The 18,345-nt window shown below is 64.4% G+C and carries 13 protein-coding genes; 4 read left to right on the top strand and 9 right to left on the bottom strand.

The features are described 5' to 3' along the window. Positions 1-262 precede the first annotated feature (262 nt). The 7 genes from PPGU16_RS17750 to bcsD form a co-directional block, all read right to left on the bottom strand. The gene (locus PPGU16_RS17750) at positions 263-4,993 is read right to left on the bottom strand and encodes a cellulose synthase subunit BcsC-related outer membrane protein (RefSeq protein WP_180723929.1); all 4,731 of its coding nucleotides are present in this window, start codon (positions 4,991-4,993) and stop codon (positions 263-265) included. Further along, entirely contained in the window at positions 4,966-6,174 is a 1,209-nt protein-coding gene (gene bcsZ, locus PPGU16_RS17745) for a cellulose synthase complex periplasmic endoglucanase BcsZ (RefSeq protein WP_180723928.1), read from the bottom strand. The genes PPGU16_RS17750 and bcsZ overlap by 28 nt, the downstream gene beginning before the upstream one ends. A gap of 1 nt (position 6,175) precedes the next feature. Beyond that, positions 6,176-8,734: a cellulose biosynthesis cyclic di-GMP-binding regulatory protein BcsB gene (gene bcsB / locus PPGU16_RS17740; protein ID WP_180723927.1), complete on the bottom strand. Its 2,559-nt coding sequence runs from the start codon at positions 8,732-8,734 to the stop codon at positions 6,176-6,178. Positions 8,735-8,737: 3 nt separating this feature from the next. Continuing rightward, positions 8,738-10,969: a UDP-forming cellulose synthase catalytic subunit gene (bcsA, locus tag PPGU16_RS17735; RefSeq protein ID WP_180723926.1), complete on the bottom strand. Its 2,232-nt coding sequence runs from the start codon at positions 10,967-10,969 to the stop codon at positions 8,738-8,740. Further along, complete coding sequence (bcsQ, locus tag PPGU16_RS17730; protein WP_180723925.1) at positions 10,966-11,754, bottom strand: cellulose biosynthesis protein BcsQ; 789 nt, start codon at positions 11,752-11,754, stop codon at positions 10,966-10,968. The genes bcsA and bcsQ overlap by 4 nt, the downstream gene beginning before the upstream one ends. Continuing rightward, on the bottom strand, positions 11,751-12,605 hold the full coding sequence (bcsP, locus tag PPGU16_RS17725; RefSeq protein ID WP_180723924.1) for a cellulose biosynthesis protein BcsP: 855 nt from the start codon (positions 12,603-12,605) through the stop codon (positions 11,751-11,753). The genes bcsQ and bcsP overlap by 4 nt, the downstream gene beginning before the upstream one ends. Positions 12,606-12,708: 103 nt before the next feature. Continuing rightward, the gene (bcsD, locus tag PPGU16_RS17720) at positions 12,709-13,173 is read right to left on the bottom strand and encodes a cellulose biosynthesis protein BcsD (protein ID WP_180723923.1); all 465 of its coding nucleotides are present in this window, start codon (positions 13,171-13,173) and stop codon (positions 12,709-12,711) included. Between the two features lie 330 nt (positions 13,174-13,503). Here bcsD and PPGU16_RS17715 point away from each other — a divergent pair, with 330 nt between their 5' ends. Beyond that, positions 13,504-13,908 (top strand): hypothetical protein, encoded by a 405-nt coding sequence (locus PPGU16_RS17715; RefSeq protein ID WP_405032826.1) that lies wholly within the window; start codon positions 13,504-13,506, stop codon positions 13,906-13,908. Between the two features lie 262 nt (positions 13,909-14,170). Then, entirely contained in the window at positions 14,171-15,004 is an 834-nt protein-coding gene (locus PPGU16_RS17710) for an alpha/beta fold hydrolase (protein ID WP_180723922.1), read from the top strand. Between the two features lie 13 nt (positions 15,005-15,017). Here PPGU16_RS17710 and PPGU16_RS17705 read toward each other — a convergent pair whose 3' ends face one another. After that, complete coding sequence (locus tag PPGU16_RS17705) at positions 15,018-15,971, bottom strand: peptidoglycan DD-metalloendopeptidase family protein (RefSeq protein WP_180723921.1); 954 nt, start codon at positions 15,969-15,971, stop codon at positions 15,018-15,020. A gap of 429 nt (positions 15,972-16,400) precedes the next feature. Here PPGU16_RS17705 and PPGU16_RS17700 point away from each other — a divergent pair, with 429 nt between their 5' ends. Then, positions 16,401-16,805 (top strand): SRPBCC family protein, encoded by a 405-nt coding sequence (locus PPGU16_RS17700; RefSeq protein WP_180723920.1) that lies wholly within the window; start codon positions 16,401-16,403, stop codon positions 16,803-16,805. Positions 16,806-16,817: 12 nt separating this feature from the next. Here the strand turns inward: PPGU16_RS17700 and PPGU16_RS17695 are convergent, their stop codons facing one another. Further along, positions 16,818-17,573: a DeoR/GlpR family DNA-binding transcription regulator gene (locus tag PPGU16_RS17695; protein ID WP_180723919.1), complete on the bottom strand. Its 756-nt coding sequence runs from the start codon at positions 17,571-17,573 to the stop codon at positions 16,818-16,820. Between the two features lie 103 nt (positions 17,574-17,676). Between PPGU16_RS17695 and PPGU16_RS17690 the strand changes: the two genes are divergently transcribed. Next, entirely contained in the window at positions 17,677-18,294 is a 618-nt protein-coding gene (locus tag PPGU16_RS17690) for an NUDIX domain-containing protein (protein WP_180723918.1), read from the top strand. Positions 18,295-18,345: the final 51 nt, after the last annotated feature.

Here is an 18,345-nt window from a genome sequence, read left to right as displayed (position 1 = left end):
AACAAAATCCGGTCGACAACCGCGCTTTGTTAGACGTGACGCGCTAATCATGCGAGGCCAGCAAGTGCATACGCACTACGTCAACCTGTTACGCATGCACATTCAGGGATCGGGTCAACTGATTGTAGTGGGACGCAAAAAAACGTGCGTGCGAAGTGCCTGCTGCCGTCCGGACGTCGGATCGCGCAGGCATTCTTGCGGCGAAAAGGGAGACGATGAAGAAAGCAACGCGGTCACCGCGCTGCTTCTTCAGAGAACGCGCTCAGTCGTTTACGGGAAGGTACGACGACCGCAACGGCGAAGGCGGGAAGACGGGTAAGCCGGTCTGCTTGGTGAACGCATACCGCACGTAGACGGCCGCGACGAACTCGCGATACTCGTACGCGTTGCCGAACGACGCCGCCGCGCCGACCGTCAGTTGCGGCGCCAGCTGATACTCGCCGACGGCATCGATCGAGTAAGACACGCCCGTCTTGCTCTGACCTGGGTAGGCCGCATTCGTATCGGGCACAGGCTGTTTCGCACTTGCGAATCGCGAGGCGGCATCGCTCTGCAGATTGGGATCAAGCGGGAAGTAAGGCGAATCGTCCTGACGGTAATGCTGCACGCCGATCGACGCCTTCAGATCGTAGGCGAAGGGCCCGTTGCGCCCGGTCCATTCGATCGGCAAATTCAGGATCGCATACTGCTGCGGGCTGAAGTAGCCGCCCTGACCATACGTGAAGTACGACAGATTCTTGTTGTAATGCATCAGCGTGGTGTTCACGCCGACCGTGAAGGTCTGGTCCGCGTCCTTGTAGAGGCGCGTGTAAACGCCGCCGCCGCCCTTGACCGAATTGTTCGACGCGACATGACGGCCATCGTAATAGTCCCCCGCCAGGTTCGCGTACAGGCCGCTCGTGCCGTCATCCCAGCCGATATCCGCGCGCAGGCCGTTCGACGTCACGCCGCCCCATTCCAGATTCGTCAGCGCATCGCGCGCGCCGGCGTAGGACAACAGGCTGTCGGTCACGGCGCGGCGTGCCGCCGTCAGCCGGTACGACACCTTGTCGGTCAATCCGCCCTTGTACTGCACGCCGCCAACGATGTTCTGCTCGCGAAAGCCGAACGGCGTCGCGCCGACATCGGCTTTCAGGCCGCGATACTGATAGCCGACGTCGACACCGACGCCCGTCGCCGTCTGCGAGCCATACGGGTTGCTGGTCTGATCGGTTTGCGCGGACCCGAAGCGGGCCAGCGTGTTCGAACTGCTGCTCGCCGTGCCGGCATCGAGCGTGACGGGCGTGACTTCGACCGTCACATGCCCATCGCCCGCGCGGATGCGGCCTTGCAGCGGTACTTCGATATCGGTCAGGTTCGACAGGCCGTTTTCGCCGTCGCGATTGCGGAACTGGATGCCGCCACTCACCGTGCTGGTCTGCTCGCGGTTGATCTGTGCGAGTTCTTCCTCGACGGTCAACGGCTGCGGCTGCGCCGGCTGCGGATATTGCCGGTTCTGTCCGTCCTGCATCTGCGCGTTGCGCGTCGGATACGGCGCGGGCGGTTGCGGGATGTACGGCACAAGACCGTAACCCTGATTCGTGTAGCCCTGCTGCGCATACGCCTGCTGCGGCGGTTGCGGCTGGTAAGGCTGCTGATACGCCTGCTGTGGCGGGTACGGCTGTTGCGCATACGCGCGCTGCTGCGGATAAGGCTGCTGGGGATACGGTTGCTGCGGATAACCCTGCTGCTGCGGATAAGGTTGCGCGTACCCCTGTTGCGGAGCGCCGCCCTGCGCGTATCCGCCCTGAGCATAACCGCCCTGCTGCTGCGCATACGCTGCATTGCTGTTCATCGGGCGCGGGTTCTTCGTGGTCCGCTTCTTCGACGCAGGCTGCGCGTTCATCCCCTGTGTCGCCTGTGCCTGCGCGGCGGCCTGTGACTGAGGCGACATCGGCCACGGCGTGCTCGCGTATGCATCGTTCGGCTGCGCATACACCGGCTGCTGATACTGCTGTGCTGGCGCCTGCTGCTGATAGCCCTGCTGATAGCCCTGCTGATACGGCTGCTGATAAGGCTGTTGCGCGTAACCCTGCGCCGGATACGCCTGGCCCGGCGCAAGGCCGCCGCCCGACTGCGACGAGCCGTATTGATCGGGGCCGTAGCCGTCCGCGTCCGGCGTTTCGCTACCCGTCACTGCAGCTTGCGGCGCAAGCGTCTCGAGCGAATTGATCTGCGAAGCCGGCTGCGGCGCGACGTATGGCGCATAAGGCGCGGTTACCGGCTGCGTCGGCGGAATATAGACAGGCATGGCTGGCATCGAAGACGGTTGGGTCGTGAGACCGGTATTCTGCGCGGGGAACGGCACACTGTTCGACGCATCCGCCGACGCCCGGTTCGCAAAAGGATTCGTGCCAGGCAACGGAATCGGCCCTCTCGGGCGCAACGGCACATCCCAGCCGCTCGGCACGGGTTGACCGTTGGCGCCCGCCGCCGTCGCGCCGGGCCGCGCAAGCGGCGCGTTCTGCGCAATCAGCGAGCGCTGGAAATACTGCGCGGCCAGGCTGTTCCTGCCCTGCGCACGATACATGCGGCCCATCGCGGCAAGCGCATCCGGATTGTTCGGCGCGATGCGCAACGCCTGCTTCAACGTCGATTCGGCGAAGTCGAACTTGCGGATCTGCGTCGCCGCACCCGCCGCGTTGAGCAGCAGACCCATGTCGGTCGGATTCTGCACGAGCGCGAGGCGATACGTCGCGAGCGCATTCGCGTTGTCGTTGTTCGCGGTGTACAGACGCGCGAGCGCTGCGAGAATGTCGGGATCGTTCGGCCGCGCCGCGAGCCACGGCGACAGCACGTCGTACGCGCTCGCCAGGTCGTTCGACTGACGCAGCGCATCCGTGCGGCGCACGACGATCGCCACGTTAATCTTCTCGAAGTCGCTGCGTTGCTGGCCCGTCAACTGCATCGATGCGAGCCGCCGCATCACCTCGCCCAGTTCGATGTCCTGGCCCGCGTTCAACAGAATGCCCGCGTCGGTGAGCAGCAGCCCCGGATCGTTTGGCGCGCGCGCGACGGCGCTGCGCACCATCATCAGCGCGCGCGGTGTGTCGCCCGTGTTCACATAGGCCGACGCGATCGCGCCGATCAACTCGGCATTCGTGCCCGCAATGGGTTCCGCGTTCTGCAGCAATCCGCGCGCCTGCGCGACGCGCCCGCTCTTCGCGAGCGCCACGGCTTCGTCGCACTGCTGATGAACCCACAGCCGATGCTGCAGCACCGCCATTGCGTCCGTGCGTTTGTTGAGCGGAATGCGTTCGAGTTGCGACAAACCATAACGCCAGTCCTGCATGTCCGCCGCCAGCAGCGCGCTTGCATAGAACGCATCGGGCATATCCGGATGCAGCGCGATCAGCCCATCCATGATGCTCTTCGCATTCGCATACGCGCCCTGCTTCGCGTAGATGCGCGCGAGGTCGAGCCGCAGCCACGGATCGTCGGGATTGCTCAGCAGCGCGTCTTCGAACAGGCTGCGCGCAGTGCCAAGGTCGCCGCGCGCTTCGGCGGCACGCGCCTGCGCCGCCTGCGCCTCGCCGCGCAGACGGTCCGCGCCGCCCACTTTCTTGCGCTGCTCGTCCGTCAACTGGTTCGCGAAGCTGAGCGCTTCGTCGCCGCGTCCCTGCGCAGCAAGCGCGCCGACGAGGCCGCGTATCGCATCGGGATTGTCGGCCTGGCGGCGCAACGCCATGCGGAACGCCGCCTCCGCGCCGCGTGGGTCGCCGCTTTGCATCAGCAGATCGCCGAGCGCGGTTTGCGCGGTGACGTCGCCGGGACTCACGGCAATCGCTTTCTCGAAGGACGCCTTCGCTTGCGTGAGATTGCCGTTGCTCTGCTCGCCGAGACCTTCGCTGGTGTACATCCAGTAGGTCGCGCTGTTGAGCGCCTCGCGCCAGCGCGCCGCGCCGCCTTGCTGCGACGCGCGCAGCAGATAATCGCGCGCCTGCGCAAACTGTTCCTGCTTCAGTAACGCGACGCCCATGCCGCCGAGCGCGTCGCCATCGTTCGGCGCGCTGGCGAGCACCGACGTAAAACGTGCCTTCGCCGTCACGAGGTCGCCGCGATCGAGCGCTGCAAAGCCGTCGGCGATGGTACGGCCACGCGCGTCGGCGCCAGCATTCTGCTGCGCGCGCTCACTTGCGTGCCGGTCCTGCTCGGCAATCGAGTCGGCGCGTGCCTTGACGGCGGCATCGTCGGGGACGGCGGACAGATACGCCTGAAACAGCGGCGCATCGGATGCACGCACGCCGAGCCACAACAGCGCCTGACGCCAGGCCGCCTTCGCCTGCGCGCCGACGACGGAATCCTTCGATAACTGCGCAAGCTGCTCGATGCCCTCGCGCCGGTTCGCTTCGCGATACGTCAGATGCTGCGCATAGGCGAGCGTGAAGCGCGGATCGTCGGGATGCTCGCGCGCCAGTTGCTCCAGCCCGCGACGCGCCTCTTCCCAGCCTTGCGGCGACGAACCGAGCGTCTGGTAGTACTCGAGCGCGAGCTGCGGGTTGGTGGGCTTCGGGCCGAGCGCCTGCCGGTACGCCTGTGCCGCCGACGCCTGCTGCCCGGCCTGCGCGAGACGCCGCGCGTCGTTGACGGCCTGGTCCGTGGGACTCGACTGACCGAGACGCCGCGCGAGTTCGTCGATGTTCGGATAGTTCGGCGCGGCCTGACGCAAGCGCGCGAGATACTGCTGCGCGCCCGCGCCGTCCTTGCGGTCGGACATCACGATACCCATGCCGTACAGCGCGTCGGGCTGCTTCGGGTCGATGCGCAAGACCTTCAGCCACGCCTGCTCGGCGAGATCGCCGCGCTTGTGCGACTGCCAGTACTTGCCCTGATCGATCAGGACGTTCATCGGGTCGTTCGGCTGCGGCTGCGCCTGCGCGAATGCCGACGCCGCCGCGCCCGCGCCGAGCGTGAGTGCGACGCCGATTACGAGCGCGCGTTGGCGGATTGGCATGTATTCTCCCAGCGCGGCACGAGACGGCCGTTTTCATCGAAGCGGTAGCGGCCGTCTGCGGACCCTGTACCGAAGAGCATCAGCACCTCGTCGTAATAGACAGGCTGGTTTTGCGTGGTCTGGCCAGCGCCTGGCGCGGGTGCGGGCGCAGGCGTGGCGAGCGAGGCCAGATGCGTTTGCGCAAGGCCCGCTGCGCGTGTGTCGCCGAGCGCGCGGAAATACGGCAGCAGCGCGCCCCAGAAACCAATCGGGCCTTCGCCCGTCGCGTTGCCCGTGGTCGTCACAACTTTCTCGGGCGGCACGCCCGTCTGCGCGATCCGGTCGCGCATGCCGTGCAACGCGGCGAGCCACGGCTTGGCGAGCGGATCGGCGGACGCAGTCAGCCCTGCCCACAGATAAACGCGAATCGCATCGTAGCTGCCTAAGTCGCCCTTTTGCGGATCGACGATGAACTGGCCATCACGATAAGCGGCCCAGTCCGGCGCAAAGCCGAGCGGCGAAGTCGTCTTGACGAGCTTGAACGCATTGTCTGCGACGCGCGCCCACGGACCGTTCGGCGACTGCGCAGCAAGCGCGCGCAGCAACGGCAACGGCAGGTAGCTGGGGTTCAGGCGCGTCGTATTGCCGTTGCGGAAGCCTTGCGGACCGGGCAGCAGCATTGGACCGAGGCCGCGCAGATCGGCGACTTCCTGCTTCTCGATCTGCGTGACGAGCGCATACGCGAGCTTCGTGTACGCCGGCTCATGCCACAGACGCCCTGCCTCGAACAGGTCGTAGGCGATCCACAGGTCCGAGTCCGCCGCCGAGTTCGGGTCGATCACGCCGTACGAGCCATCCGGCTTCTTACCCCACTGCCAGGAAGGCAGCTTCACGTCGTCGCCGTCGAAACGTCCCGCCGACAGGTTCGCGCGCGTCCAGCGCAACAGGCGCTCGAAGGTCGCGCGGTCGTTCGCGACGAGCGCGAAGAACAGGCCATACGACTGCCCTTCCGACGTGGTCTGCTGCGTGGGCGTCGAAAAATCGACGACGCGTCCGTCCTGTTGCACGAAGCGCGACACGAACGCGCGATACGCGGACCAGTCATCACACGTTGCAGCGTGCGCGTGGCCCGTCATGCCGACCATGACACCCGCGCACGCGAGCGCGGCGTGCAACGGGCGTGAGAGAAACGATGCCCGCATGTCAGTCCTTCAGCCTGCGCGCGGCGACGGCGCGCAACAGCCGGTAGAACACAGCCGCGATGATCAGCGCCGCGATCAGCCCCGCGAGCAGCAACAGCAGCGGATGCACGGACAACGCCCAGCGCATGTATTCGACAGGCGACAGGTGGCCGACGTAGTACACGTCGCCATTCGAGACCACTTCGAGCGTTCTGCCGCGCACCACCGTCAACCCGCCCTGGATCGACTGGACGAGATCGGCGTCGAGCAGCGCGTTGGTCAGATCGGTGTCCGACTGACCGGGCGCCGAGATCAGCGCGACCACGCTGCGGCCTTTTTCGAGCGGCGACTGGAAGCCGGTAATGATCGCGTCGCCCGACGCATTCACCAGCGACAGGTCCGCGCGCCCCGCCGTGCGCACGCCGCCGCGATCGCCGTGCCACCAGTTGGCGATGCGGAACGACACGTTCGAGAACTGCATGCGGCGCGAGTCGTCGGCGGCGGAGAACGGCATGTCCTTTTCCCATGTCGTCAGCAACGGTTGCTGGCCGGGCGCGCCGATCAGGAGCAGATCCTTGTCGGCGAGACGCTGCACGTCGGCGGCTGTCGCGACGGTCACGGCCGTGACGGGATACGCCGTCGACGCGCCCATACGGCCCATCACCGTCAGATACAGGCTGTAGTCGCTCGGGTTCGCGTTCACGGGCAGAATCACGGCCGTCTGCGACAGATCGGCGAGCTTCGTGAACGGCCAGCCGCTGTTCGCGAACGCGGCCAGATCGGGCAGCGCCATGTAGTGCGGGAACGATGACAGATCGATGGTCGAATCGGGATCGATCTCGCCGCGCACGTTGTCGAGCACCTGCCCCTGGCATTCGCCCGTCTTCGGCATGTCGTAATAGAAGTGGAAGCGCAGCTGCGCCTGCGACGCGAGCAGATGCGGCGGAATGTAGATCTCTTTCGACGCGGGCGCCGTGTGATCCGGCAGCATCCGGTTCAGATAGCGGCCGAGATCGAGCATCGACGACGACTGCGCGGGAATGCGCAACGCCTGCACGAAGTTGTTGTTGACGCTGATGTTGAGCGTCGAACGGTCCGGCGCGGGGCGCACCGTGAAACGGTAGCGCAGGTCGATGGGCACGCCCTTCGTGCGCCACGTGAACAGGTCGGGCGCGACGCGCAGATCCACGCGCACCACATCCCCGTTATAGCCGCGCACGGACAGATCCTTCGGCACGGTCAGTTCGCCGAAGCGCACGGGGCGGTCGGTCGGCAGCCAGCCCGGTGCGTCGTACGGCTGACGCGCGCGCGGCGCGTCGACGTGCGTGATGGTCTGCACGGTGCCCGACAACGCCGCCTCGCCCAGCGACAGCGCGTTCGCCGCGATCTTCAGCTCGCGCGCGTCGCGGCCCAGCACGAGCAGCAGCTTGCCATGCGCGGGCGCTTCGCGATCGACGACCGCGAGCATCGGGCCGTTGATGGTGGGCAGCGTGACGCCCGCGGGCCGCTCGTCGTTGGTCGCGAATACGACCGCGTTGCCCGACAGCGGCGCGTTGTCGAGTTGCGCGGGAAACAGCGCGCCGCGGTAGCCGGCCAGCGAGCCGAACCACGACGCGACCGCGCCCGCCGCTTCGAGCGCCTGCGGCGACGGCCGGGCGGCGAACACGAACGGCAATTCGAGGCGGCGGATGTCGCGCCGGTCGAAGAACGGCAGCGGCAGCGCGCCGAGATCGGGCTTGGCCGCCAGCGACGCGAACGTCAGGTCGAGCGTGCTCGCGTTGCTGACGGTCGCCCATAGCGCGCTGCTCGCCGGGTCTTCGCAACCCTGCGTGTAATGGCCGATCAACTGGACGTTCAGGTGATTGAACTCGGTGATCAGACGCGGTTCGAGCGGGATATCGCGCGCGAGCAGCGTGCCCGCCTGCTCGCGCGGCAGTGGCAGCGTCGCCGCAACTTCGCCGTTCACGAGCACTTTCAGATGCGACAGATTCGACAGCAGCGACGGCGAGTAGCTATAGATCAGATGCAGATTCGCGCCCGTCACGACTTCATCGGCGCGCACCGAGAACGGCACGCCGTTCTGGCCGTCGACACCGCGCAGTTGCAGCGGATCGAGCGCGCCCAGTTGCGTGAACGTGAAGGTCTGACGGCGTCCGCCCGACACGGCCGTGCCGTTGTCGGCCGTGGTCGGCATCGTGTCGCGGCCGCCGCGCACGACGGCGAACGGTTGCGGCGCCGGCTCGGCGAACGCGGGCTGCAGCCCCGCGCGTGGATCGACGGGTTTCGCGGACGGCAGCGGCGGCAAGCCGTTGCTGGCGGGCGCGGACGGCACGAGCGGCGTCGTGGCGGGCGTCGTGCCCGGCTTCGCCGCGAGTTCGGCGCGCGTGGCGGGAATCGCACCAGGCGACGTGGAAGGCGCGGCATCGGATGCGGCCTGCACGGTCGGCAGCGTCATCGCAAACAGCAACGCGGCAAGTGTCGCGCGCAAGCGCAAACCGTTGCGCGCCAGCGAGCGCACGGCCCGACGCAAGCCCGCCCTCTTCGTCGCTGAACGAGCGGCGTCGTTTCGCAAGATCCCCATACTTTATTTTCCGTTCTTCGTGTCGTTTGCTGCGGTCTTGCGTCTACCGCTCCATGTGCGCAGGTCGGCGTACAGATGTTCGAACAGTCCGCCGATACCGCCGACCCCAACGCGCATCACATGCGACAGGCTCCTGAGCGGCGTGTCGACTTCGCGCCCTTCCGCCCAGCCGGTCCAGGCGTCGGCGCGCGCGAATGTGCTCTGCACGAAGTCGAGTTCCTGCTCGCGCGTCATCGGTGCGAACTTCAGGCCGACGCGGCCCGGCACCGAGTACGTGACGTCGGCGGGAAACACGAACTCTTCCTGACCGCGAAACAGCGAGACCACCACGCTCTCGTGCAGCGGCACCTGAATGGCGGCAGGCAGTTGCAGCGCCACGCCGCCTTCCGCGTAATCGACGGTTTCGCACACCAGCGTGCGGCCCGTCGAGAAGCGCAGCGACGCCGGAATGCGCATCGCCACGCGATGCGTCGAGCGCACCTGTCGTTGCTCGCGCGCCGCCGCGACGCTCGCGCCGAGGATCAGCATGTTGTAGCCCGTCCATGCGAGGTTCAGCACCGTCGTCTGCACCTCGCTATGCGAACTGGAGTTGAGCGCGATATGCACGCAGCCGGCGATGAAGCCGAGCAGGTTCAGCGCCAGCAGAATCAGATAAGGACGCGAAATACCCCAGTCGAAGTATTGCTCGTCGATGCGCCCGCCTTTCGCCGTCACGTTGAATTTGCCGAGCTTCGGGTTGATCAGCGCGAGCAGCGTCGGCGCCGTGATGTACGACGCGAGCACCGATTCATACACTTCGGACCAGAACGAATGGCGGAACTTCTGCTGCATCCGCGAGTTCGTGATGTTCGCGTGGAACATGTGCGGCAGCGCGAAGATCGCGATCGTGCCCGCCGCCGCCTGGATGATGTGCGCGTTGAAGAACAGGAACGACAGCGGCGCCGTAAGGAACACCAGACGCGGGATGCCGTAGAAGAAGTGCATCATCGCGTTCAGATAGCACAGCCGCTGGCCGAACGACAGGCCGCGCCCGGTGAGCGGATTGTCGATCCGGAAAATCTGCGTCATGCCGCGCGCCCAGCGGATACGCTGGCCGATGTGGCCGCCCAGGCTTTCCGTTGCAAGCCCTGCTGCCTGCGGGATCGACAGATACGCGGTCGTATAGCCGCGGCGGTGCAGCTTGAGCGCCGTGTGCGCGTCTTCCGTCACGGTCTCGACGGCGATGCCGCCGATCTCCTCGACCATCGTGCGGCGCAAGAGCGCGCACGAGCCGCAGAAGAACGTCGCGTTCCACAGGTCGTTGCCGTCCTGCACGAGACCGTAGAACAGCTCGCCTTCGTTCGGCACCTTGCGGAACGTGCCGAGGTTTTTCTCGAACGGATCGGCGGAGAAGAAATGGTGCGGCGTCTGCAGCATCGACAGTTTCTTGTCGCGCAGGAACCAGCCGAGGCCGACCTGCAGAAACGAACGTGTTGGGATGTGATCGCAGTCGAAGATCGCGAAGTATTCGCCGTCGGTGATCTTCAGCGCCTCGTTGATGTTGCCCGCCTTCGCGTGGCGGTTGTGCGAGCGGATCGTCCATGCGACGCCCACTTCTTCGCAGAAGGCCTTGAACTCGGGGCGGCGGCCATCGTCGAGCACGTGAATGGACAGCTTGTCCTTCGGATAGTCGAGCGCGATGGCCGCGTAGATGGTCGGCTTCACCACCGACAGCGGCTCGTTGTACGTGGGAATGAAAATATCGACGGTCGGCCAGGCGCTGCGATCCAAAGGCAGCGGCATCGGCTTGCGCCTGAGCGGCCATGCGGTCTGGAAGTAACCGAGCATCAGCACGAGCGCCGCATACACTTCCGCCGATACCAGCAGCAAACCCCATACGGCATCGAGCGGGCGCTCCCAGTATGTCGTCTCCGTCAGACGCCAGTACATATAGCGGCCCGTCGCGATCACCGACAGCATGATCATCACGAGCGTCGCGTAGTGCCCTTGCGCGCGGCGAAACAGCATCGCGCAGACGAAGCAGCAGATCGCAAACGTGAGCTGCTCGCCGAACGCGAGCGGTACCGTGAACACGAAGAACAGCGCCGCCAGCGCGAACAGCACGAGCAGGATCGTGACGGGCTTGCTGCCGAGAATGCGTCCGTCGATCAGATGCGACGCGAGTCGATCGAAACGCGAGCGGCGCGGCGACGCGTTGTCGGCGGCGTCGAGGATGTCTTCCGGTGCGGTGCTCATGCGACGTTCCTCGGCAGCCTGGCCTGACCGTTCAGACGCGTGCCCAGCCAGTCGCCGCATGCGCGCAGATCGGCGGCCGCCTGGCTATGCGGGTCGTAGTGGATCACGGTCGTGTCGTACGCAAGCGATTCGCTTACGCCCTGGTCGAGATGGATCACGCCGGGGAACAGATGGTCGTCGAGCGCATCCCGCAACACCTTGACGACGTCTTTCGTGAGGCTGCGGCTCTGGTCGACCTGATTGATCACGTAGCCGTATCCGATGAAGTCCTGACGCGGCAACGCGTAAGTCTGGATCAGCCGCTCCATCTGCGGAATCGCCGCATAGGATGCGGCATCCGCGATCACGACGTTCAGCACGAAGTCCGCGGCGATCAGCGCGGCGCGCGTGTAGGCGGTCGCGCCCGGCGGCGTGTCGATCAGCACGATGTCGTCGGCGTCGAGCCCGAGCGCTTCGAGCGATGTGCGGATCAGATACGGATCGGCATCGAGCTGCGCTTCGAACACGCGTCTGTCGTCTTCGTTCAACGCGCCGTGCGGCAGCGCCGTAATGCCGTCGATGCCATCGAACATCACCGTGCGCCACGATGCGCCCGCGAGCGTCGCGCGTGCGACGCCGTCGTAGTTGTCGATGGGAATGCCGAAGTGCAGACGCAGCGCGTTTTGCGGATCGAAGTCGACGGCGATTACGCGGCGTCCGTTCGAGCCCAGCACCGAGGCGAGATTCGCGGCGAGCGTCGTCTTGCCGACACCGCCTTTAGCCGAAACAACCGAAACGACTCTCATGCGTCACCATCCGCCTTGAAACGCGATCTGAAGGTGTCGCGCAGCGAACGGCCTGGCGCCGCCGATCCATGCGACAGGCGCGCGAACAGCGATGACAGATCTTTCGACGGCGCGCTGGCGGGTGTCTCCGGCCGGCCCGCATTCGTGCCGCCGAACAGGCCCGAAAGGATCGAACCGGCCTGCTGCGGCGCGGGCGCCGACGGCTTGGCCCGCGCAGCGTGCACCGCGGGGTTCTCAAATGGGGCACGAGCAAACGTTTGGCCGTGTGCAAAAAAAGGGGCGGCCTGAACGGGGTGTGCTTCGCGCTGCGGTGCGGCATCGTGTGACGCCGGCGAAACCGGCGGCATCGAAGGCGCTGCAGCGACAGTCGACGCAGGTGGGACGGGCGCAGGCATTTGAAGAGCGGGCGCCGCCGACATGCTCGGCGCGTTGGCTGCGGCATTGCTGCGGTCCGCAGCGGGCGCGACGGCTGGCGGCGCACTGAAGCGATTCGCGCCCATTTGCGCGGGAGCGACGGGCGGCGGCATCGACGCGTGGCGATGGCCGCGCGCGAACAGCGGCGGGCGCGCCGGTCCAGTGGACTCGGAGCCGGCGGGCGTGCCGGCCGTGTTTGCCGATTGCGCAGCGGCTGCATGCGACGATGCCTGAACGACAGCATCGACGCGCGGCGCCGGCGACGCGGGACGGCCCGCATCCGGCACGGGCTTCGCGTGCGCGATGTCGAGCGCGTTCAGCAATGGCCAGCGCAACGCGGCATGCTTCGCGTCGTCGTCGCGCGTCACCTCCTGGTATTGCCCGGCGTCGCCACCGAAGCGCCGGAACAGATTACCGACGTCGTCTGAAACGCTCATGATGTTTCCTCGCTTGTCCTGCGCATTCCTGTACTGCGACAGCGTCAGCTGTCCGCCCACTGTTTCACTATATGGTTAACGTCGTCGTCAGGATCAAGTTTAGTCAGGGCGCTTTCAACAGTCTGAATTCGTATGCGTGCGCGTTGGCGCTTTGATATTCCTGTAGCGCGAGCGACCCCGCGCCCAGTTCGTGCAGCCAGTGCTGATACGCGCCTTCGAGAAAGGCGGAAGCCCACGGCGCGGCCCGTTCGCCGAAAGCGGCAAGCGGCGCGCAGCAATGTTCGATGGACAGATAGTCGTCACGCTCCGCAAGGCGAACGAACCCCCAGTCGAGCCCGGACCAGATGTTGTTGAGAAACGCAGCGAGGTCGTCCAGCGTCGTGCACTCGCCCGCCGGGTGCCTGGCAGCAAAGCGCACGCCAATGCGCGACATCAGCACGCGCAACTGCGACGTATCAATCTGCGTCTCGAACTCTTCGGCGAGTGCGGTCAGGAAGCCGCGCCATTGCACGGAAGTCTGATGTCGCGTGTAATAGTCGAGCAAGGTTGCCGTGTGTTCGTCTTGCATGTGCGAGAGGTTGATGACGCGTGCGTAGGGTTTGACGGGAAGGCGATGCTTCCACTAACGGACACCGTCACGCAGACAGACTGCTATGTTCAGCGAATCGTCATAATGGGCGTCGCCAGCATAGCATCGTCAGTTGCCTATAAAAAAGCAACCGGCATAGTTTCTGATGTGGAAGGCAGACGACGAACCGATTATTTTGCACTTGCTCTTTTGCGTCGGCTCTGAGCAGTTCATTGAATGCTTCATTCGATATGCGTATTTTCTTCCATCTCATACGTGCAAGCCAGCTTTACGTAACTTTCAATGCATTACTGCTTCCGGAGTCAAACGATGAAGATCAACGACGAGCGCGCCATTCAGTTTCTTGGCGAAATACGTAAGCCGCTACTCGTGTTGCATAAGGCGATACTCGATCACGAGCGCGCCTTGTATGAGAAGGAGTTTGGCCCCGTCACGCCTGCGGCGTTCCTGCAGGTGCTGATCAATGGATCGGGCTTTCGCTGGCTCAATCCGTTGTCGACGATGATCGCGAATGTCGATGAGATTCTCGATGACGATGAAGCAACCAGCGCCGATCGTATTGGCGCAGTCGAATCCGTCGTCGGTCTTTTCTCGGAAGACTTGCCAGGCAATATTTTCCTGCCGCGTTATCGGCAAATTTTGCAGAACAGTCCTGACATACTGCATGCGCACGGACAAATCGCGCCGATATTGAAATCGCTTGAAGCGGGTTGATTAATCGACTCATTTGTTTCGCATTTGAATCGATGTATGAGAAGCGGAAACGGGGTGGGCTCCTGCATTGCCTCACCTTCCGCTAGTCCGCTTCACGGGCGATGAACGTGGAATGCGATACGGCTGAATGACTCCCGGCAAATTGCAGAGTCGCAAAGGTGAGAATCTGCAGGAGCGCAAGGCACACGATCACGCACGTCAGGCGTTATCGACTCAAAAACGAGCCACACTCGCACGAATAGTTGAACGGAGTTGAACACGCATGACGCATTGGACGCTCGATCAGCAGTTCACGTATCGCGATCAAACCGTTCGTTACCGGGTCTTCGGCGACGGGCCACCTATCGTGCTGATACACGGCACACCGTTTTCATCATGGGTATGGCACCGGATCGCGCCGTATCTCGCACACGACCGCAAGGTTCATGTGTACGACCTGCTCGGCTATGGACAATCGGAGAAGCGCGAAGGTGCGGATGTGTCGCTCGGGGTGCAGAACGGCTTGCTCGCCGCGCTGCTCGAACACTGGCGACTCGATGCGCCCGATGTCGTCGCGCACGACTTCGGCGGAGCGACGGCCTTGCGCGCGCATCTGATCGACGGTTGCGATTACCGCAGTCTCACGTTGATCGATACCGTCGCGGTCGCGCCCTGGGGCTCGCCGTTCGTGCGTCATGTGCGCGAGCATGCGGCGGCTTTTGCCGGTCTGCCCGCGTATATCCATGAAGCCGTCGTCAACGCGTACATACGCGGCGCGGTCGCACGGACCATCAGCGACGACGAGCTTGCGCCCTATGTCACGCCGTGGCTCGGCGACGTGGGGCAACCGGCGTTCTATCGACAGATCGCGCAGATGGACCAGCGCTACACCGATGAGGTCGAAGCGCGCTATCCGCAGCTACGCTGCCGCACGCAGATTCTGTGGGGCGAAGACGATCAGTGGATTCCCATCGAACGCGGGCGGCATCTGGCCAGCGTGATTCCGGGCGCGCGTTTCCAGCCGGTGCAGAATGCCGGACATCTGATGCAGGAAGACGCGCCGGAAGCGATCGTCGCCGCGGTGTTGCGGTGGATAGACGAGGCGTCGGCGGGTTAAGCCGACGCGAGCCTTATCCGCGCTGATGCGGCAGGAACGGCATCGGATCGATCGGCTTGCCGTCTCGGCGCAGTTCGAACAGCACGGACACGCGCGAATTGTTCTCGCTGCCCATCTCGGCAATCTGCTGACCCCTGCGCACGATATCGCCCGTCTTCACGAGCAGCTTGCGGTTGTGCGCGTAGGCCGTCAGGAAATCCTTGTTGTGCTGGACGATGATGAGACTGCCGTACTCGTTCAGCCCCATGCCGGCGTACATGACCTTGCCGTCGGCGGCCGCGCGGATCGGGTCGCCCGGCTTGCCGCCGATTTCGATGCCACGTGTCTCGCCAGCCTGAAAGCCTTCGACAACGTTGCCTTGCGCCGGCCAGATCAGCGACACGCCTTTTGCGTGACGGGCGAGTTCGGCATTCACTTCACGCGCGTCGGCGGCGCTCGGCGCGGGCGCGCCGGTTGCGGGTGCTGATGCCGCCGTGTTCGAGGTGCCGCTCGTGTTGCTGGCGGCACCACTTACCGTGGCGCCCGATGCGCCGCTCGCAGCCGTCGCGGCGCCATTCGCATTGGCGGAGGTTGCACCCTGCGCTGTGGCCGAAGCCGGGCCGGCGGGAACGGCGACCATCTTCACCGCATCCGGCGACGACACCTTCAGCACCTGCCCGATATGCAAGCGCGAGGACCGCGTCAAATGATTCCACGCGAGGACCTGCTTGACCGTTACGTTATGGCTGCGCGCGATGCGCGCCAGCGAATCGCCGCGACGCACCTTATAAACGACGGGCGGAACCGGCTGCGCGACCATCTGGGTCGCAGGCGCGGCGGGCGCAGGATCGGCTGCCGTTTGCGCGACCGATGCCGCGTCATTCTTGTTCGCGTCCTGCTCGCCCACATGCGCGCAGGCGCCCAGCATCAAGGCGAGCGTGAAGCTCGCAAAACTGGTCCAGGTCCTGTCGAATCCATTCTTCGACATATGCTCTCCCGCATGATTCGTTCAAAGACCGGACGCGCGCGGCTCGCCCAATCAGCGGATGTCGAACGACACCCGCGGACGGCGCGCAGTGTGCCGCCTCGTTGCGGCCTCAACCGTCCGGCGCCATGCCGGGGCCAATCCGCCATCCTGCCCGGAGCCGCGTCACATCTGATGCGATCTTCCGTTAAAGGGTCGGAATAGCCTTCTAAATTAAAGCCGCATTGTAAAGTGCACGCACCGGAAAACACGGGGCGCGAACACTTAGATACAAAATGTTTAATCGCGGTAATTTTCGGTGGTTGGGGTGTAGATGGGCAGCCTATCGACTGCTTTTTCAACCACGCGTCATAAAGCCGCACAATCTCATATCGGCACGGCGCGCGCGAAACTTGAGACGCAGCCGTCACCGCAATCAATATGGAGACGTCGATGGCCGACATTAGCGAATCGAAAACGATCAGCGTGGCGATCGCGCGCGACTGGCAGGAGGTGTACGCGTTCATGGAGCATCCGCTGTCCTTCGCGCAGTGGGCATCGGGGCTCGGCAAACCGTTGCGCGGCGAAGGCACACGATGGACTTTCGAAAGCGCGGACGGCAAACCCGTCGACGTGCGTTTCACGCCGCGCAATCCGTATGGCGTGCTCGATCACTATGTGAGCAGCGGACACGGCGAGATCTATATACCGATGCGCGTGATCGCGAACGGCGAAGGCAGCGAAGTGCTGTTCACGCTGTTCCGGACAGCGGGCATGAGCGACGCACAATTCGCCGCCGACGCGCAGTGGGTCGAGCGCGATCTCGCAGAACTGAAGCGCTTTCTCGAGCAGCAATAGAGTCCGCTCGTTTCATGCGCGCACGATTGTCACGCCGAGCGCTTCGAACGGTGCGGTGGTCGACTCCGGCGCGCCCTTCTCGACGATGATCGTGCTCGCCGCGTCGATTCCCGCAATCATGTACGCCGAGGCGGCATTCAACTTTTCCGACGACGCCAGCACGACCGTCTCCGCGGCGCGTGCCACCAGCGCCCGTTTCACATAAGCCTCTTCGAGGTCGCCGGTGCTCAATCCCGCCTCGGGATGAACGCCCGTCACGCCCATGAAGTACAGATCGGCGCGGATATGGCCAAGTGCTTCGATCGCGGCGGCGCCGACTGTCACCATCGAATGGCGGAACAGCCTCCCGCCGATGATCACGACCTCCAGCGCCTCGTGCGCCGCCAGTTCGACGGCGACGCTCGGACTGTGCGTGACGATCGTTGCCCGCAGATCGACGGGGAGATGGCGCGCCAACTGGATGGCCGTTGTGCCGCCGTCGATGAAGGCGATCTGGCCTGGCGCGATCATCCGGGCAGCCGCCCTGCCGATCGCCGCCTTCGCTTCGGAGCCGATGGCCTCGCGCCCCGCGAGATTCGCCACCGCGGGTGATGAAGGCAACGCGCCGCCGTGCACCCGCTGCAGTTTGCCCTCTGCGGCGAGCTCACGCAGATCGCGGCGCACCGTGTCTTCCGAGACGCCGAATGACTCGCTCAGCGATTTGGCGAGCACCTGGCCGTCGCGTTGAAGGGCCTCGATAATCAGATTTTTGCGTTGGGAAGTCAGCATCGATTTGTCTGATGGTGCCGTTCGTTCGGAACTGCACGAATTTTCTTGATTTTGCACGAATCTGCACGATACCATGATTCCGTCCGAGAACAAGGAGGATTTCATGGATAAAACGGCTGACCGCGTGCGGATCGTCGATGTGCAGGTGCTGTCCGACGACTGGTACGTGCTGAAGAAAACCATCTTCGACTACCGGCGCGCCGATGGCAGCTGGCAGCGACAGAGCCGCGAGACCTACGATCGCGGCAATGGCGCGACGTTGCTGCTCTACGATCCGCGACGACGGACCGTGGTGATGACGCGGCAGTTCCGCTTGCCTGCGTTCGTCAATGGACACGAAGGAATGTTGATCGAAACGCCCGCCGGTCTGCTCGAAGCGGCATCGCCGGAAGAAAGGATTCGCGCTGAAGTCGAAGAGGAAACCGGTTACCGCGTCGAATGCGTGCGCAAGGTGTTCGAAGCGTTCATGAGTCCGGGATCGGTAACGGAGAAGCTTTACTTCTTTGTCGCCGAATACGATACCGATACACGGATAAGTCGTGGCGGCGGAATCGCCGACGAGGGCGAAGATATCGAAGTACTCGAACTGCCTTTCGACGATGCACTAGCAATGGTCGCGCGCGGCGAGATCATGGACGGCAAGACCATCATGTTGCTGCAGTATGCGGCGCTTCATCTGTTTGTGAATGAATGCGCAGCGGAGAACGAAATCCGCGAATGAAAAAAACCCGTCGAGCTTCGAATGAAGCGCGACGGGAAATGCGTGGAAATC

This window comes from Paraburkholderia largidicola (assembly GCF_013426895.1).
In the GTDB taxonomy this organism is placed as follows: domain Bacteria; phylum Pseudomonadota; class Gammaproteobacteria; order Burkholderiales; family Burkholderiaceae; genus Paraburkholderia; species Paraburkholderia largidicola.
This window is presented reverse-complemented; position numbering and strand designations above follow the sequence as displayed.

Bases quoted from the DNA above. Each gene is read 5' to 3' on its own strand.
- PPGU16_RS17750 (WP_180723929.1), bottom strand. From the start codon at position 4,993: ATGCCAATCCGCCAACGCGCGCTCGTAATCGGCGTCGCACTCACGCTC.
- bcsZ (WP_180723928.1), bottom strand. From the start codon at position 6,174: ATGCGGGCATCGTTTCTCTCACGCCCGTTGCACGCCGCGCTCGCGTGC.
- bcsB (WP_180723927.1), bottom strand. From the start codon at position 8,734: ATGGGGATCTTGCGAAACGACGCCGCTCGTTCAGCGACGAAGAGGGCG.
- bcsA (WP_180723926.1), bottom strand. From the start codon at position 10,969: ATGAGCACCGCACCGGAAGACATCCTCGACGCCGCCGACAACGCGTCG.
- bcsQ (WP_180723925.1), bottom strand. From the start codon at position 11,754: ATGAGAGTCGTTTCGGTTGTTTCGGCTAAAGGCGGTGTCGGCAAGACG.
- bcsP (WP_180723924.1), bottom strand. From the start codon at position 12,605: ATGAGCGTTTCAGACGACGTCGGTAATCTGTTCCGGCGCTTCGGTGGC.
- bcsD (WP_180723923.1), bottom strand. From the start codon at position 13,173: ATGCAAGACGAACACACGGCAACCTTGCTCGACTATTACACGCGACAT.
- PPGU16_RS17715 (WP_405032826.1), top strand. From the start codon at position 13,504: ATGAAGATCAACGACGAGCGCGCCATTCAGTTTCTTGGCGAAATACGT.
- PPGU16_RS17710 (WP_180723922.1), top strand. From the start codon at position 14,171: ATGACGCATTGGACGCTCGATCAGCAGTTCACGTATCGCGATCAAACC.
- PPGU16_RS17705 (WP_180723921.1), bottom strand. From the start codon at position 15,971: ATGTCGAAGAATGGATTCGACAGGACCTGGACCAGTTTTGCGAGCTTC.
- PPGU16_RS17700 (WP_180723920.1), top strand. From the start codon at position 16,401: ATGGCCGACATTAGCGAATCGAAAACGATCAGCGTGGCGATCGCGCGC.
- PPGU16_RS17695 (WP_180723919.1), bottom strand. From the start codon at position 17,573: ATGCTGACTTCCCAACGCAAAAATCTGATTATCGAGGCCCTTCAACGC.
- PPGU16_RS17690 (WP_180723918.1), top strand. From the start codon at position 17,677: ATGGATAAAACGGCTGACCGCGTGCGGATCGTCGATGTGCAGGTGCTG.